We start from the raw sequence: 12,844 nt of genomic DNA, 5'->3' as shown, positions 1-12,844 counted from the left end.
CTCGCCATCAGGCCGCTCAATCGCGACGGCCAATACGGCGTCTTCTTTGCCAGCTGGCAGGTCGCATCTATCGACTTGACCAATGGCCAACCTGTCAGTGATGTGTCCGAACAGGCGTCAGCTATGTCTCCGGTCTAAACATCAAGCCGGGCGATGACAACGGAGTAAATGGCAGCTACGCCGCCAGCTTCACCGCATGCGCAAAGTCCCAATAGAGCTTGCGCGCGCGGGCGTAGAACGGGCCCGGCTTCAGCTCGCGCTCGTCGATGCGGATCACCGGGGCGACCTTGGCGAAATTGCCGGTGGAGAAGATCTCGTCGGCAGCCAGGAAGTCGGCATAGCGCAGCGTCTTCTCGACCACGGTAACGCCGTCGCCGCGAAGCAGGGTGATGACGCGCTGGCGCGTGATGCCGTTGAGGAAGGTGCCGTTCGGCACCGGCGTATAGACCACGCCGTCCTTGGCCATGAACACGTTGGAATTGCCGAACTCGGCGACGTTGCCGAGCATGTCGAGCATCAGCGCGTTCTGGAAGCCGCGGGACGCGGCTTCCGCGAGCGCGCGCGAATTGTTCGGATAGAGGCAGGCGGCCTTCGCCTCGACCGGAGCGCATTCGGCGGTCGGCCTGCGGAATGGCGACAGGGTGATGGCGTTGCCGACGGGTTTCGGCATCGGCGCCTCGTAGATGCACAGGCACCAATTGGTGGTCTCGGGGTCGAACAGCACGCCGCCGCCCGAGCCGTTCTGCGCCCAATACATCGGACGGACGTAGAGCTCGGCATTGGCCGCAAAGCGGGCAATGCCTTCGGTCGCGAGCGTGAGCCAGGTGCCGGTATCGACCACCGGCTTCAGGCCAAAATTGATCGCGGATTGATTGGCGCGGGCAAGGTGGAGGTCGAGATCGGGTGCGACACCCTCGAACGCGCGTGCACCGTCGAACACGATCGAGCCGAGCCAGGCCGCATGCGTGCGCGGCCCCATGATCGGCACATTGCCGTCGTGCCATTTGCCCTCGAAGAAGGTCCAGCTCGGCGAATATTCGATCGGCTTCCTGATCTCGGCCATATCAGGCCTCCCCTTGGCGTGCTGCCGCATGATAGCGCCACTATTGGACGCAACATCTAAATGATTCCCTGCGCGGAATTGGTGGGTTACCCTCTTCTGCCAGGGGAAAAAGGAAGCAGCATGTCGCTCGATCCGCTCGCAAAGCGCTTGTTGACCATGATGGCTGCGGCTGGGCCGCGGGCGAGGGGCCGGCCGAGCGTGGAGGCGCGGCGGCAATCGCTGGCCAAGCTGATGCAGTTCGCGCGCACCGATGCGCCGGATGTGACGGCGCGCGACGGTATGCTGCCCGGCCGCGCCAGCGAACTGCCCTATCGGCTCTACACGCCTGCAAATGCCGATGAGCGTGCGCCTGGTTTCGTGTTCTTCCATGGCGGCGGCATGGTCGCGGGCGGCATTGCCACGCATGATCGCATCGCGGCGGCGCTGGCGCATGCCACCGGCTGCCGCCTCGTCTCGGTCGACTACCGGCTCGCGCCGGAGCACAAATTCCCGGCTGCGATCGACGACGCGATCACCGCCACCGAATGGGTTGCACGCGAGGCCGATTCGCTCGGCATCGACGCCGACCGCCTGGTGGTCGGCGGCGATTCCGCCGGTGCAACGCTCGCAGCCATCGTATGCCAGGAGGCGGCGCAGACCGCAGGCCTCGCCATCGCCGCGCAATGTCTGATCTGCCCGGTGCTGGATTTCGAGGAAACCTCGCCCTCACGCGAGGCCTTTGCCGAGGGCCATCTCATCGACCGCGTCACGATCGAGGCCGATCTCTCCGACTATCTGCCTGACGGTATCGACACCGCCGATCCCCGCGTCTCTCCCTTGCGGGCAACGCGGCTCACGGGCCTGCCGACCGCGATCATCCACACGGCCGAGTACGACCCGATGCGCGATGAAGGCAATGCCTATGCCCGCAAGCTGCTCGCCGCGGGCGTCGCCGTCGAGCATGTCTGCCACGACGGCATGGTTCACAATTTCCACGCCATGGGCGCGATCCTGCCGCAGGCGCAGCTGGTGCTGTCGCAGATCGGCGAGCAGGTGCGGCGGGCGGTTGCGAGGTAAGAGCGCGAATCAGGCGCGCGCATCGATAACGGCCCTGGCTGCCACAACATAGTCAGGCCAATGCGCGTCCGCATAACGTTCGGCCTGCCGGGCGCAGGTGACATCGGGCGCATGTGCGGCAGCGATCATGCGCGCAAAGCGTTCTTCGGCAACCGTCGCGTCATCGCGCACTGGCGCGGGTGCGGCCGCGACAGCGGTCGGAGCGACGGCAAGCCCCGCCATTCCGGCGAGCAGGATGCGGCGTGACGTGGTCATGGCTGTCGTCCTCCATAGTCCGGCCTGCACTTTGGCCGGCGAGCGTATCGGTACAATCGCGACAAGGTAGCCGCGCACATCGATGCCGTCCATCGTTTGCGGATAGCGCTTGACCACGGGAACGATCACGTTCCATCTAGCACACGATCTTGCCATACAGTCCCCGCGCGTCGGATTGTCACGTGTCCCATCACAGCCCATCGCATCGTCCGGCTTTGCGCACTGTCGCATTGGGACTGGCCTGTCTGACGATTTCGACCAGCGCCGCCTTTTCCGCCGAGGCCGAGGAGGACGCACCGGCAAAGCCGGCGGTCCCGAACATCTATCTCGATCTGCGCACGACCTATGCGACGATTCCGGCGGGCACGCTCGGGCTTGGCTTCGGCAACACGTCACTGTCGGCCGCGCTCCAGGCTTTGGCGGTGCGCAGAGGCGCAGCGCCGTCGAACGGCTTGCCGGCCGCGAAATCGATTGCCGTCGACCTGCCGCTGACCGTCGACGTCAACGACCGCGTCTCGCTCTATGGCGGCGTGTCAGGCTCGACGACCGACATCGGCGGCGGCTGGTCGACGTTCGACATCACAAGCTGGAACATTGGCGTGCAGGCCGACCTCTATCGGCAGAATGGCGGCTCGATCCCGACCATCACGTTGCAATCGACCCTGACGCAATCGGTGCCGAACGATCAGGGCATGACGAACTCGTTCAACAACATCCTGGAATTCGACTACGCGCTCGACGAGGACGAGACGCGGGGCTGGCTGGCCGGCATGCAATACACCACCACCACCATCGCCAGCCCGTTCGCCAGCATCCGGCCGAACACGATCGTCTATGCCGGCGGCTATTACCAATGGCCGAGCAACTGGAAATTCACCGGGCGCCTCGGCCTGCAGTCGTTCGGCGGGGCGCAGCTCGCGGGCCGGACGCTGGCGGAGTCTTTTACGCAGCCGATCCTGCGGCTCGACCTCGATCGCATGGACGACAACGACAACCGCCTGTTCGGCATCACCGCGCAGATCGCCTGGATGCCGAAGCCGTCCTACCAGGTGACGTTGCGAACGCCGCTCTATGCGGTCCGCAACTGACTGGGATCATGGTGGATAGGTGGTAAACCGGATCTCCCGGGACCAGCCTGTCTCGTGCAAGGACCGTGGCGGATCGCATCCGCAAGCGCGTGATGGGCGCGCAAATCGTTGCCGGCGAGATTCAGTTTGGCCTCACCGTGAGCATCGGCATCGCCGAGGCCGCCGTCAGCATGTCCGGAATCGACGCGCTGATGGGCGCGGCCGATCATGCGCTCTACCAGGCCAAGGCCGAGGGCCGCAATCGCTGCATCGCCTTCGCAGCTCCGCCGCCTGCAAGCAAGGCGGCGGAGTGATAAGGACGCAGCTTTTAGTGCGGCACCGGCACGTCGAACGTATTGAGCGTGACCGAGACCATGCAATAGACGCCGACGAGATAGGACAGCTCGGCCGCGCCGTGCTCGCCGAACTCCTTCACCGCGGCGCGCCAGGTCAATTCCGGCAGCACACCGCCACCGACCAGCGCGGCTGCCACGTCATAAGCGATGGCCTCCTGCCTGGTGAGATCCACCGGCCGCTGACCGGCGACGATGGTCGCGAGCTTTTCGTCGGACAGGCCGCGCTGCTCGGCGACCAGCACATGGGCATAGAGCTCGTAGCCGGAGCGGAAATGCGAGCCGGTGACGAGGATGGCGACCTCGCGCACCGGAGCTGGCAGCAGCGGGTTCGACGCGATCGCCTTGACCAGCTCCCACACCGGCTTGCCGAAGCGCGGCTCGCGGACCCAGGGATTCCAGGGCCCGAGCAGCGCGCCGTCGTCGCGCATGTTCACGAAGCCCTTGAAGTGGTCCTTGATGCCGGCTCGCATGTCGTCATAGAGCGGCTTCTGTTCGTCGGTCAGATCCTTCGGATCGAGAATGGGAAGGCGCACGGTGGAAATCTCCTCGTTGAGAATACGAGGCTTGCCCGCAGGTGCGCGCAACGCAAGTGAAGTTGCCGTGACATCGCACGCCAAGCGGGCGTTCCGACAAATTCGGCTATGTCGCCTCGGGGCCTCGTGCGCTCTGGGGATTTGCGAAATCGTCGACGGTGAGCGTCAGCGGCTCACCTGTCGCGAGAAACGACGACAAATTGGCCTCGAACTGCGTCGGATCGAGCCCGCGCGCCTTCAACCATTCGGGCTCATAATAGGTCTGCCGGTAGCGCTCGCCGGAATCGCAGATCAATGTCACCAGCGATCCCGTCACGTTCGCCTGCCGCATCTCCGAGGCGAGCCGGCACAGCGCCAGGAAATTGGTGCCGGTGGAGCCGCCGACCGTGCGGCGCAGCCGGCGCGACAACACGTTCATCGCCGCGATCGTGGCCGCATCCGGGATCTTCATCATGCGGTCGACCACGCCGGGCACGAAGGAGGGCTCGCAACGCGGCCGGCCGACGCCCTCGATCAGCGACGGGCGGTCGCAAACACGGGAGCGGTCCTGCGAGCGGAAGCAATCGAAGAAGGCGGAATGCTCGACATCGGCGACGCACAGCCGCGTCGGATACTGGCGATAGCGCAGATAGCGTCCGATGGTGGCCGACGTGCCGCCGGTGCCGGCGCCCATCACGATCCAATCCGGCAACGGCCGCGGCTCGCCCTGCAATTGCGTGAAGATCGATTCAGCGATGTTGTTGTTGCCGCGCCAGTCGGTGGCTCGCTCGGCGAAGGTGAACTGGTCCATGTAATGGCCGTTCAGGCGCGCGGCGAGCGCGGCGGCCTCCGCATACAGCGCGCGGCCGTCGTCGATCAGATGGCAATTGCCGCCATAATGCTCGATCGCGGCGATCTTCTCCGCCGAGGTCGTGCGCGGCATCACGGCGTAGAAGGGCACGCCGATCATCTGCGCGAAATAGGCCTCCGACACCGCGGTCGACCCGGACGAGGCCTCGACGACGGGCGTGCCTTCGCGGATGTGGCCGTTGCAGAGCGCGTAGAGGAACAGCGAGCGCGCGAGGCGATGCTTCAGGCTGCCGGTCGGATGGGTGGACTCATCCTTCAGGTAGATGTCGATGCCTGATAGCGCCGGCACGATCAGCCGGATCAGATGCGTGTCGGCGGTGCGGCACTGATCGGCCTCGATCGCGGCCACGGCCTGGTCGACCCAGCCGCGCCGGTAGGCCGGCCCGGCCGGATTGTGCTGGCGGAAAGGGAAAGTCTGCATCGAACGAATCTTTCATGATGCGTATCGCGCATCAATAGCTTCTGGTCAAAATTCCAGCGGCGCGTTGTCGACGACTTCCTTCATCACGAAGAAGGTGCGGGTCTGGCGCACGCCGGGCAGTGCGATCAGCTGCTCGCCATGGATGCGGTTGAAATCCTCCATGTCGCCGACGCGGATTTTCAGGAAATAGTCGAAGTCGCCGGCGACGAGGTGGCAATCGAGCACGAATTTCAGCTTGGCGATCGCCTGCTCGAAGATCGCAAAGCTCTCCGGCGTCGAGCGGTCGAGCACGACCCCGACCATCACCAGGGTGCCCTTCGCCACCTTCTTCGGCGCGATCATGGCGCGCACAGTGGCGATGAACCCGTCCTCGAACAGGCGCTGGGTGCGGCGGTGGCAGGTGGCGGGGCTGATTGCGACTGTTTCGGCCAGCTCGGCATTGCTCAGCCGACCGTTGTTTTGCAGCAATCTCAATATCTTAAGGTCGGTGCGATCGAGCCGGGCAGACATGAAAGAAGCTTTCAAAGATACGCAATATTATGGAAGAATTATCAGGGATATTGGTCGTTTACGCAAGAAGAAGCGCAATATGTCCGCAATATTTGAAAGCACCTCTTTCAAACGTGATGCTAGGCAGATGGCAACGCCAACGCCCAACGGGATGACCCATGAAGCTCGACAGATTTCCGCGCTACCCCCTGACCTTCGGCCCGACGCCCATCGAGAAGCTGGAGCGGTTGTCGAAGCATCTTGGCGGCAATGTCGAGGTCTACGCCAAGCGCGAGGACTGCAATTCCGGCCTCGCCTATGGCGGCAACAAGCTGCGCAAGCTCGAATACATCATCCCGGATGCGATCGCCTCCAACGCCGACACGCTGGTCTCGATCGGCGGCGTGCAGTCGAACCACACCCGCATGATCGCGGCGGTCGCCGCCAAGATCGGGATGAAGTGCCGCCTCGTACAGGAAGCCTGGGTGCCGCACGAGGACGCGGTCTATGACCGTGTCGGCAACATCATGCTCTCGCGCATCATGGGCGCCGACGTGCGCCTCGTCGACGACGGCTTCGACATCGGCATCCGCAAGAGCTGGGAGCAGGCGATCGACGAGGTGAAGGCGGCGGGCGGCAAGCCCTACGCCATTCCCGCCGGCGCCTCCGTGCACAAGTTCGGTGGCCTCGGCTATGTCGGCTTCGCCGAAGAGGTGCGCAAGCAGGAAGCCGAGCTTGGCTTCAAGTTCGACTACATCGTCGTCTGCACCGTCACCGGCTCGACCCATGCCGGCATGCTGGTCGGCTTCGCCGCCGACGGCCGCGCCCGCAAGGTGATCGGCATCGATGCGTCCTTCACGCCGGCGCAGACCAAGGCACAGGTGCTCGAGATCGCGCAGAACACAGCAAAGCTGGTCGAGCTCGGCAAGGAGCTGGTCGCCGACGACGTCGTGCTGATCGAGGACTACGCCTATCCTGCCTACGGCGTGCCGTCGGAAGAGACCAAGGAGGCGATCCGCCTCACCGCGCGTCTCGAAGGCATGATCACCGACCCCGTCTACGAGGGCAAGTCGATGCAGGGCCTGATCGACCTCGCCCAGAAGGGCTATTTCGAGAAGGGCGCGAAGATTCTGTACGCGCATCTCGGCGGCGCGCCCGCGCTGAACGGGTATGCTTACGCGTTTAGGAATGGGTGAGAGGTTCTGCTCGCGCCATACACACCGCTGTCGTCCCCGCGAACGCGGGGACCCATAACCACAGGAAGGCGTTTGACGAAGACTCGGAGTTCGGTACTTCGACCGATCGCAACCGATAGATCACGCGGTATGGGTCCCGGATCTGCGCTTCGCTTGTCCGGGACGACAGCGGAGTTAAGAGCGCCCCCTACCGCGTCCTGACGATCTGCAGCAGCTCGTCGCCGTAATGCTCGAGCTTCTTGTCGCCGATGCCGGGCACGTTGCGCAGCTCGTCGAGTGTCGTCGGCCAGGCCCGGACGATGCCGTCGATGGTGGCATCGTGCAACACCACATAGGCTGGCACGCCGCGCTCGCGCGCAATGTCCGAACGCCACGAGCGCAGCCGCGCGCGCAGTTCGGGGTCGACATCGCCTTGCGGCGCGTTTGCCGCCGGCGCAAGATCGCCGCGGCGGGACTTGCCGCGGCTTGCGCGAATGCGCGTGCCGGGCGCTTCCTCGCGCAGCCACACCTCGGTCTCACCGCGCAGCACACCGCGGGCGGTCTCGGTCAGCTTCAGCGCGCCATAGGCTTCGCTGTCGCTCTGCAAATGCCCCATCGCCACCAATTGCCGCAGCACGGTGCGCCACTGCTTCTCGTTGAGCTCGCGCCCGATGCCGAACACCGACAGCTTGTCGTGGCCGAACTGCGTCACCTTCTCGGTCAGGCGCCCGATCAGCACGTCGATCAGGTGCATCGCGCCGAAACGTTGTCCGGTGCGGTAGGCGCAGGACAGCAGCTTTTGCGCCAGAACCTTGCCGTCGCGCATCTTTGGCGGCGTGAGGCAGTTGTCGCAATTGCCGCAATTGTTCGCGGTCTCGGTCTCGCCGAAATAGGCCAGCAGCCGTTTGCGCCGGCACTGTGCAGTCTCAGCAAGACCAACCAGCGCGTCGAGCTTGCCGATCGATACACGCTTGAAGTCGTCGGAGCCGCTGGACTCGTCAATCATGCGCCGCTGCTGCACGATGTCCGAGAGGCCGTAGGCCATCCAGGCCGCCGACGGCTTGCCGTCGCGGCCGGCGCGCCCGGTCTCCTGGTAATAGGCCTCGATGCTCTTGGGCAGGTCGAGATGGGCGACGAAACGCACGTCGGGCTTGTCGATGCCCATGCCGAACGCGACGGTCGCGACGATGACGATGCCATCCTCGTTGAGAAAGCGGTCCTGGTTGCGCGAGCGCACCTGGCTATCGAGCCCGGCGTGGTAGGGCAGCGCGGCAATGCCGGCCTCGTCGAGCGCGGCGGCGACCTCCTCGACACGGTTGCGGGACAGGCAATAGACCACGCCGGCGTCCCCGGCATGGCGCTCCCGGATGAATTCCTTGAACTGCGACACCGCACTGCGCTTGTCGACGATCTCATAGCGGATGTTGGGCCGGTCGAAGCTGGAGACGAACTGCGGCGAGTCCGCGAGCTGAAGCCGCGCCACGATCTCCTTGCGCGTCAACTCGTCGGCGGTCGCGGTCAGCGCGATGCGCGGCACGTCGGGGAAGCGCTCGGCGATGATAGAGAGGCCGACATATTCGGGGCGGAAATCATGGCCCCATTGCGAGACGCAATGCGCCTCGTCGATCGCGAACAGCGCCACCTTGGCCTGCGCCAGCAGCGACAGGCAGCGCGGCGTGACCAGGCGTTCCGGCGCGACATAGAGCAGATCGAGATCGCCCGCGAGCAGGCGCCGCTCGATGTCGGAGGCCTCCTGGAAGCTCAGCGACGAGTTCAACGCGGCGGCGTTGACGCCGGCCTCGAGCAGACCGGCGACCTGGTCGCGCATCAACGCGATCAACGGCGACACCACGATGCCGCAGCCTTCGCGCAGCAGGGACGGCAGCTGATAGCACAGCGATTTGCCGCCGCCGGTCGGCATCAGCACCAGGCAATTGCCGCCGCCCGTGACGTGCCGGATGATCTCGCCCTGCGAACCGCGAAAGCCCGGCAGGCCGAACACCGAATGCAGCACCGACAGCGCGTCGCGGCCGTTGGCCGGCGCAGGTCGCGGAGCGGTGGAAGGGGCATTCATGGGCGTTCGGGGAACAAGGCCAAGAGATTCGTCACAAGGCCAGTCGCATGCTGGCGTCGGCGTGGCAAGAGCGTTTGAGGGTCGAGGCGCTGCCGCCTCCTCCCTCTCTCCATTCTTACGGGGACAGGTGAATAGGCCCTAGGCCCCGATCCTGCGCAGCGCCTCTGCGACCGTCACGATCGGCATGTTGCGCTGCCCGGCGGCTTCCAGCGCATGACGCATCAGGTCCGGGGTGCAGCCATAGGGGCTCGGGGCGCTTGCGACGTCATGGCCATAGAAGATGAGCCATCCGCCGCTCGCCACCGCCTCGTCGAAATAGCGATCGACGCCCGCTCTGTCGATCTCGCAATCGACCAAAGGTGAAGCACGCAGGAACTGGAGATCGATGACGTCGCTGTTGACGCCGGGAAGGATGCCGCGCGCCGACCGGAAGGCTTTGGCGAGCTGCGGCTTGCGCCAGACCGATGCAATCCCATAGGGATAAGCGAAGTTCTCCAGATTGATCGAGGAATCGATGCTGCGAAAATAAGCGCGGTTCCGCTCGATCTCGCGCGCCATCGCGGCCTCGTCGAGATTGGCCGAGCTCTGGTGCGAGAAGGTGTGGCAGGCAATCTCGTGACCGGCGCGGTGAAGCCGCACGATTGCATCGCCCGACAGGCCATGCCAATGGTCCGACGGCTGCCCGATCAGGCTGCCGGCGAGATAGAACGTGCCGCGGCCGCCATGCTCTTCGAGAAGCGCGGCGCCCTCACCTGCAGCGCTATCCGGGGCATCGTCGAAGGTGAAGCTCACCATCGGCACATGCGCGGGCAGCCGGTGCGGCGCGGCGCGGAAATGCCGGGCCAGCCGATTGCTCACGCGTCCCTGGAGTGCCGACCACACGACTGCGTTTCCCGTGATTCCGTATGTCTGTACTGAAACATTCGCGCGCTGATCGAGGCAAGCCTAACGCCTGGGTAATCCTAACGCGGAACCAACATCCTTCCGCTAACGCGCAAGGACCGGCGCTTCGGCTTCCACACTGAGATATTGCAACCAATTGCGAAAAAGCACCGCCGCCGCGCTGCCGGCGCCGATATCGGCGCGCAAATTCAGCCCAGGCAGCTCGTTGGTGAGTGCCGGATGGCGCTGGTGCGCCGTCTTCTTCTCGAAGCGGACCAATTTCTCTTCCGTCGCTGCGTCAAAATAGCTCACGGGCAGGCGCGGATAAGTCTCACGCTCCCGCGCAAGGTAGCGGCCGATGTCGCGCAGGTATTCGCGCTGGAGCGACAGCGCGTCATATTCCGGATGGCCCTGGAAGAACACGAACCGGCTGGCATATTGGCGAACAAAGATGTCGACGCCGGCCTCGGCCGAGCGTGTCAGCACCTGATAACCGGCCTGCTCCAGGTCGCTCTGCGCGAGCTCGTTCAGGCGCGAATGCGACACCTTCAGCGGCGCCGGCGCGGCGCGCGTCAGGGCATCGCTCGTCACGGCCTCGCAATCGAAGATGCCGTGACATTTGGCCGGCAGCCGCCGCCGTGCGATGCCGTCGAGATGCAGCACCGCCGCATGCGCGGCAAGGCACGACCAGATCGTCGAGCGCGTGTTGGCCTTGGCCCAGTCAATGAGGTCGGCGAGATCACGCCAATAAGGCTCCTGGTCGAGCTCGGGCGCAACCGGCTCGGCGCCTGTCACGATCAGCCCGTCGAATTTCTGGCGCTTCAGATTGGAAAGGTCGGAATATTCGCTCTCGACATGCCACTTCGCCTCCGGCGAGCGCTTCACGCTGGGAAGCGAGAAGCAATGGAAGCGGATGCGGCGCGGACCGGCCGCGGCCTGAAGCAGCTTCAAGAACTGCCGCTCGGTCGCCTTCAGCGCCGGATCCGGCATGTTGTTGACGAGCCCGATCGTGAGCTCGCCGCTGCGATCGCGCGCGAGATCGCGCTCGGCGGGCACCAGCGCCGGGCTCGATATGACTTGATCTTTGTCGATCAAGATCGTCATTGGCGCCGCCGCCTACTCCGCGGCCTCGAGGCGCGCCGAGAGGCAGGCCTTGTCCAGCGCCTGATCGATGTCCTCGATAATGTCAGAGACATGCTCGATGCCGATCGAGAGCCGGATCGTCTCCGGCAGCACGCCGGCGACGCGCTGCTGCTCCGCCGACATCTGGCGATGGGTGGTCGAGGCCGGATGGCAGGCCAGCGACTTGGCATCGCCGATATTGACGAGGCGCGTGATCAGCTTCAGCGCGTCATAGAAAGACTTGCCCGCCTCCATCCCGCCCTTGATGCCGAAGGTGAACAACGAGGAGGCGTTGCCATCGAGATATTTCTGCACCAGCGGATAATAGGGGCTGTCGGGAAAGCCGGTGTAGTTGACCCAGGCAACGCGCGGATCCTTGCGGAGGAATTCGGCGACCTTGCGCGCGTTCTCGACATGGCGCTCCATGCGCAGCGCCACGGTCTCGATGCCCTGCAGCAGCAGGAAAGCGTTGAACGGCGACAGTACCGAGCCCATGGTGCGCTGATAGACGCTGCGCGCGCGCTCGATATAGGCGGTCCGGCCGAAGCGCTCGGCATAGACGAGGCCGTGATAGGAGGCGTCGGGCCTGTTGTAGGCCGGGAAGCGGTCGGCGTATTTCGCCCACGCGAAGTTGCCGGAATCGACGATGGCGCCGCCGAGCGTGGTGCCGTGGCCTCCGAGAAACTTTGTCAGCGAGTGCACGGCGATGTCGGCGCCGTAGTCGAACGGCTTCAGCAGGATCGGGGTTGCGACGGTGTTGTCGACGATCAGCGGCACGCCATGCGCATGCGCGATTTTGGCCAGCGCCTCGATATCGCAGACATTGCCGGCGGGATTGCCGATGGTCTCGGCGAACACCGCGCGGGTGTTCTCGTCGATCAGCTTCTCGACCGCCTCCGGCTTGTCGCTCTCGGCGAAGCGGCCGGTGATGCCCTGCCGCGGCAGGATGTGCGAGAGCAGCGTGTGCGTGGTGCCGTAAAGCTGCGGCATGGAAACGATGTTGCCGCCGTGATCGGCGACGTTGACGAAGGCGAAATGCAGCGCCGCCTGGCCGGTCGCGACCGCGAGTGCGCCGATGCCGCCTTCGAGCTGGGCGATACGCTTCTCCAGCACGGCGCTGGTCGGATTGGCGATGCGGCTGTAGCGAAAGCCTTCGGCCTCGAGATTGAAGAGCGCCGCGCCGTGATCGGCGCTGTCGAAAGCGTAGGCCGCGGTCTGGTAGATCGGCACGGCGACCGCGTGCGTGGTCGCTTCGGGCTCGTAGCCGGCGTGAATAGCGATCGTCTCGTTGCGCATCGTGCCACCTCCGCGTGGGGCGGGCCGCACTTATTGGCCTAATGGGCATGTGCGTTGTCCGCCGCCCCCGTGTTAGAGGCGGGTGGTAAAGCGGACAATAATTCGCATAGAGATCGAGGAAGTAACCCTAACGCTTGTCGGCGAATTGGCCGGGATTCGGGTTAAAGCGGATTAACGAAGTGCAACCTGCACGGCCGTGGCGGCGC

The 12,844-nt window shown here is 64.8% G+C and carries 13 protein-coding genes and 1 pseudogene; 5 read left to right on the top strand and 9 right to left on the bottom strand.

Annotated features, from left to right (window positions below):
• Positions 1-138, top strand: a pseudogene (locus tag AABA84_RS22560) (IS481 family transposase); the annotation flags it as partial.
• Between the two features lie 37 nt (positions 139-175).
• On the opposite strand, the gene AABA84_RS22555 reads toward AABA84_RS22560, so the two are convergent.
• Positions 176-1,063, bottom strand: a complete 888-nt coding sequence (locus AABA84_RS22555; RefSeq protein WP_212253835.1) for a branched-chain amino acid aminotransferase — start codon at positions 1,061-1,063, stop codon at positions 176-178.
• Positions 1,064-1,183: 120 nt separating this feature from the next.
• Here AABA84_RS22555 and AABA84_RS22550 point away from each other — a divergent pair, with 120 nt between their 5' ends.
• Positions 1,184-2,119 (top strand): alpha/beta hydrolase, encoded by a 936-nt coding sequence (locus AABA84_RS22550; RefSeq protein ID WP_338308998.1) that lies wholly within the window; start codon positions 1,184-1,186, stop codon positions 2,117-2,119.
• A gap of 9 nt (positions 2,120-2,128) precedes the next feature.
• On the opposite strand, the gene AABA84_RS22545 is transcribed toward AABA84_RS22550, so the two are convergent.
• On the bottom strand, positions 2,129-2,374 hold the full coding sequence (locus AABA84_RS22545) for a hypothetical protein (RefSeq protein ID WP_038972815.1): 246 nt from the start codon (positions 2,372-2,374) through the stop codon (positions 2,129-2,131).
• A gap of 215 nt (positions 2,375-2,589) precedes the next feature.
• Here AABA84_RS22545 and AABA84_RS22540 point away from each other — a divergent pair, with 215 nt between their 5' ends.
• Together AABA84_RS22540 and AABA84_RS22535 are read left to right on the top strand one after the other, a co-directional pair.
• Positions 2,590-3,462 (top strand): hypothetical protein, encoded by an 873-nt coding sequence (locus AABA84_RS22540; protein WP_212253839.1) that lies wholly within the window; start codon positions 2,590-2,592, stop codon positions 3,460-3,462.
• Positions 3,463-3,509: 47 nt separating this feature from the next.
• Positions 3,510-3,755 (top strand): diguanylate cyclase, encoded by a 246-nt coding sequence (locus AABA84_RS22535; RefSeq protein ID WP_212253838.1) that lies wholly within the window; start codon positions 3,510-3,512, stop codon positions 3,753-3,755.
• Between the two features lie 14 nt (positions 3,756-3,769).
• Here the strand turns inward: AABA84_RS22535 and AABA84_RS22530 are convergent, their stop codons facing one another.
• From AABA84_RS22530 to AABA84_RS22520, 3 genes are all read right to left on the bottom strand, one after another.
• Positions 3,770-4,330, bottom strand: coding sequence for a carboxymuconolactone decarboxylase family protein (locus AABA84_RS22530; RefSeq protein WP_212253833.1), 561 nt, complete (start codon positions 4,328-4,330; stop codon positions 3,770-3,772).
• A 106-nt stretch (positions 4,331-4,436) separates the two neighbouring features.
• Positions 4,437-5,600, bottom strand: a complete 1,164-nt coding sequence (locus tag AABA84_RS22525; protein WP_212253832.1) for a PLP-dependent cysteine synthase family protein — start codon at positions 5,598-5,600, stop codon at positions 4,437-4,439.
• 45 nt (positions 5,601-5,645) lie between these two features.
• Positions 5,646-6,110, bottom strand: a complete 465-nt coding sequence (locus AABA84_RS22520; protein ID WP_212253831.1) for an Lrp/AsnC family transcriptional regulator — start codon at positions 6,108-6,110, stop codon at positions 5,646-5,648.
• A 158-nt stretch (positions 6,111-6,268) separates the two neighbouring features.
• Between AABA84_RS22520 and AABA84_RS22515 the strand changes: the two genes are divergently transcribed.
• Complete coding sequence (locus AABA84_RS22515) at positions 6,269-7,285, top strand: 1-aminocyclopropane-1-carboxylate deaminase (RefSeq protein WP_212253830.1); 1,017 nt, start codon at positions 6,269-6,271, stop codon at positions 7,283-7,285.
• A gap of 187 nt (positions 7,286-7,472) precedes the next feature.
• Here AABA84_RS22515 and recQ read toward each other — a convergent pair whose 3' ends face one another.
• The 4 genes from recQ to AABA84_RS22495 all read right to left on the bottom strand — a co-directional run bounded on the left by recQ (position 7,473) and on the right by AABA84_RS22495 (position 12,638).
• Entirely contained in the window at positions 7,473-9,338 is a 1,866-nt protein-coding gene (gene recQ / locus AABA84_RS22510) for a DNA helicase RecQ (RefSeq protein WP_338313159.1), read from the bottom strand.
• 138 nt (positions 9,339-9,476) lie between these two features.
• Positions 9,477-10,220: a polysaccharide deacetylase family protein gene (locus AABA84_RS22505; RefSeq protein WP_212253828.1), complete on the bottom strand. Its 744-nt coding sequence runs from the start codon at positions 10,218-10,220 to the stop codon at positions 9,477-9,479.
• Positions 10,221-10,325: 105 nt separating this feature from the next.
• A complete protein-coding gene (gene metA, locus AABA84_RS22500; protein ID WP_212253827.1) occupies positions 10,326-11,324 on the bottom strand; it encodes a homoserine O-succinyltransferase MetA in 999 nt (332 codons plus the stop codon).
• 12 nt (positions 11,325-11,336) lie between these two features.
• On the bottom strand, positions 11,337-12,638 hold the full coding sequence (locus AABA84_RS22495) for an O-acetylhomoserine aminocarboxypropyltransferase/cysteine synthase family protein (RefSeq protein ID WP_212253826.1): 1,302 nt from the start codon (positions 12,636-12,638) through the stop codon (positions 11,337-11,339).
• Positions 12,639-12,844 lie beyond the last annotated feature (206 nt).

Source organism: Bradyrhizobium sp. TM239, assembly GCF_036247985.1.
Lineage (GTDB): Bacteria > Pseudomonadota > Alphaproteobacteria > Rhizobiales > Xanthobacteraceae > Bradyrhizobium > Bradyrhizobium ottawaense.
Note: the sequence above shows the minus strand (reverse complement) of the source record. Positions and strands in the feature narration are given on the sequence as shown.

Bases quoted from the DNA above. Each gene is read 5' to 3' on its own strand.
- AABA84_RS22555 (WP_212253835.1), bottom strand. From the start codon at position 1,063: ATGGCCGAGATCAGGAAGCCGATCGAATATTCGCCGAGCTGGACCTTC.
- AABA84_RS22550 (WP_338308998.1), top strand. From the start codon at position 1,184: ATGTCGCTCGATCCGCTCGCAAAGCGCTTGTTGACCATGATGGCTGCG.
- AABA84_RS22545 (WP_038972815.1), bottom strand. From the start codon at position 2,374: ATGACCACGTCACGCCGCATCCTGCTCGCCGGAATGGCGGGGCTTGCC.
- AABA84_RS22525 (WP_212253832.1), bottom strand. From the start codon at position 5,600: ATGCAGACTTTCCCTTTCCGCCAGCACAATCCGGCCGGGCCGGCCTAC.
- AABA84_RS22520 (WP_212253831.1), bottom strand. From the start codon at position 6,110: ATGTCTGCCCGGCTCGATCGCACCGACCTTAAGATATTGAGATTGCTG.
- AABA84_RS22515 (WP_212253830.1), top strand. From the start codon at position 6,269: ATGAAGCTCGACAGATTTCCGCGCTACCCCCTGACCTTCGGCCCGACG.
- recQ (WP_338313159.1), bottom strand. From the start codon at position 9,338: ATGAATGCCCCTTCCACCGCTCCGCGACCTGCGCCGGCCAACGGCCGC.
- metA (WP_212253827.1), bottom strand. From the start codon at position 11,324: ATGACGATCTTGATCGACAAAGATCAAGTCATATCGAGCCCGGCGCTG.
- AABA84_RS22495 (WP_212253826.1), bottom strand. From the start codon at position 12,638: ATGCGCAACGAGACGATCGCTATTCACGCCGGCTACGAGCCCGAAGCG.